The organism is Streptomyces swartbergensis (assembly GCF_002148965.1).
Taxonomy (GTDB): domain Bacteria; phylum Actinomycetota; class Actinomycetes; order Streptomycetales; family Streptomycetaceae; genus Streptomyces; species Streptomyces swartbergensis.
The window spans coordinates 1-2,309 of sequence record NZ_NGFN01000617.1; the positions used below are offsets into that span (position 1 = coordinate 1).

The window sequence follows — 2,309 nt, forward strand, 5'->3', positions numbered from 1 at the left end:
GCTCCCAGTAGACGACTGGGTTGATAGGCCGGATATGGAAGCACGGTAACGTGTGGAGTTGACCGGTACTAATAGGCCGAGGGCTTGTCCTCAGTTGCTCGCGTCCACTGTGTTGGTTCTGAAACCACGAACAGCCCCACGTTGCCACAGCGTGGTGCGGCTGACAGTTTCATAGTGTTTCGGTGGTTATAGCGTAGGGGAAACGCCCGGTTACATTCCGAACCCGGAAGCTAAGCCTTACAGCGCCGATGGTACTGCAGGGGGGACCCTGTGGGAGAGTAGGACGCCGCCGAACAATTTTTGACAGGGCTGGACCCGTAACTTCGGTTACGGGTCCAGCCCTTTTTTGTTCTCCGTCACTTGAAGTTCACGTTGCGCGATCAGCATCCAGAGTATGGGTACTGCTGCAATGCTCAGGGCCGCCGGTGTCGGACTCGGTGACGAGGTGGTCGTGCCGGCCTTCGGGAACGTCGAGGTCGCCGAGGCCGTGGCCAAGGCCGGGGCGATGCCGGTGTTCGCCGACATAGATCCGGTCACCTACTGCCTGGATGCCTCCGCTGTGGAAGCGGCGATGACTCCGCGGACCGCGGCCGTGGTGGTCGTGCACCGATTCGGGCGGCTCGCTGACATCGCGCGCCTGCACGCGCTGGGAGCGCGCCACGGGCTGCTCGTGCTGGAGCAGGGGGAGTCCGAGGCGCCGTACGACGAGATAGCCCAGCGCAGGGAGCGGGCGGCTTATCTCCATGCGAAGTTGAGGGGTGTGCGGACGCCGGACGACGGTGACGGGCACACCTATCAGCAATACGTCGTGCGGGTTCCGGGCAACGGGCGGCCGGATCGGGACGCTTTCGCGCGGGCTGTGCGGGCCAGGGGAGTCGAGTGCCGGGTGCCGGTGAAGACTCCGGTGCATCGGCTGCCCGAATTCCGGCGGTGCGTTTCTCTCCCGGAGACGGAGCGGGCTTCCGACGAGACGCTCGCGCTGCCTGTGGACGCCACTCTGACCAAGCGGGACATGCAGCGGATCGTGTCCGCCTGTAATGCCCTTGGAGGGCTTCTTCAGCCCGCCTTCTGACGTGGTTGGGAGCACGGGTCTGTTCGGGGTATGATCTATTCCGTTGCCGCGCGGGAAACCCCGTAAGCGACAGGCCCCTATAGCTCAGTCGGTAGAGCGTCTCCATGGTAAGGAGAAGGTCAACGGTTCGATTCCGTTTGGGGGCTCCAGCAGAAAAGGCCCCACCCTCACGGGTGGGGCCTTTTCCATGTTCTAGTCCTTGTGGAGGCCCGGGACGCGCATCGCCAGGATTGCCATGTCGTCGGACGGGGCGTCCGAAGCGAAGCGTTCCACCGCGCGCATGATGCGGGCGGCGACCGCGCCGGCCGTGAGGCCCGTGCAGGTCGTGAGGACGTCGGCGAGGCCGTCGTCGCCCAGCATGCGGGCACCTTCGCGGCGTTCGGTGACGCCGTCCGTGACGCACAGGAGGACGTCGCCCGGGTCGAGGGTGACCGTCTGCTCGTAGAGCTCCAGGTCGTCGATGACGCCGAGGAGCGGCTGGGGTTCGGCTGCCGGTTCCACCGAGCCGTCCTGGCGCAGGCGTAGCGGGAGCGGGTGGCCGGCGCAGACGACCTTGAGTTCGGCGCTGCCGTCCTCCTGGGGGCGCATCTCGCCGTAGAGGAGGGTGAGGAAGCGGCTGCGGGCGCCTTCGTCGAGGATGGCGGAGTTGAGGCGCTCCAGGACCGCCGGGCCGCTGAGGCCCTCGCGGGCCAGGAGGCGCAGAGCGTGGCGGGCCAGGCCTGTGACCGCCGCCGCGTTCGGGCCCGTACCGCAGACGTCGCCGATGGCGAAGCCGTAGGCGCCGTCGCGGATGGGGAAGAGGTCGTAGAAGTCGCCGCCGACCTCGTTGCCCTCGCCGGCGGCGCGGTAGATGACCTCGACCTCGACTCCCTCGATCGTGGGGAGTTCCGGCGGGAGGAGGCTGCGCTGGAGCGACTGGCTGATGGCCGTGCGCTCGGAGTAGAGGCGGGCGTTGTCCAGGGCCAGGGCGGCTCGGCGGGACAGGTCCTCGGCGAGTTCCAGGATCTCCTGGCGGAAGTGTTCGTCGGTCGGCTTGCCGAGGGTCAGCATGCCGATGACGCGGTTGCGGGCGACCAGGGGGAGGACGACCGTCTCGCCGCCCACCGCGGATGCCGTGGCGAGGGTCGGGCCGATGCCGGGGGTGACCTGGTGGGTCGGGCCGCCGCTGAGGCCGAGGCTGCGCATGGAGCTGCGCAGGGCCGCCTGGTGGGCCACCTCGGCGGGGGCCGTCCAGACG

Annotated in this window: 2 protein-coding genes, 1 tRNA gene and 2 rRNA genes; 4 read left to right on the forward strand and 1 reads right to left on the reverse strand. The window is 67.9% G+C overall.

Translation table 11 applies throughout. From position 1 onward, the window contains the following. The 4 genes from CA983_RS42845 to CA983_RS42860 form a co-directional block, all read left to right on the forward strand. Nucleotides 1-92 (forward strand): 23S ribosomal RNA (locus CA983_RS42845); the annotation flags it as partial. 86 nt (nt 93-178) lie between these two features. Beyond that, nucleotides 179-295, forward strand: a 5S ribosomal RNA gene (gene rrf / locus CA983_RS42850). Between the two features lie 114 nt (nt 296-409). Continuing rightward, nucleotides 410-1,072: a DegT/DnrJ/EryC1/StrS family aminotransferase gene (locus CA983_RS42855; RefSeq protein WP_244207345.1), complete on the forward strand. Its 663-nt coding sequence runs from the start codon at nt 410-412 to the stop codon at nt 1,070-1,072. Nucleotides 1,073-1,145: 73 nt separating this feature from the next. Further along, a tRNA-Thr gene (locus CA983_RS42860) sits at nt 1,146-1,221 on the forward strand. 43 nt (nt 1,222-1,264) lie between these two features. On the opposite strand, the gene CA983_RS42865 is transcribed toward CA983_RS42860, so the two are convergent. Continuing rightward, nucleotides 1,265-2,309, reverse strand: a 1,045-nt coding sequence (locus tag CA983_RS42865) for a PP2C family protein-serine/threonine phosphatase (RefSeq protein WP_143645799.1), incomplete at its 5' end; no start/stop codon positions are given.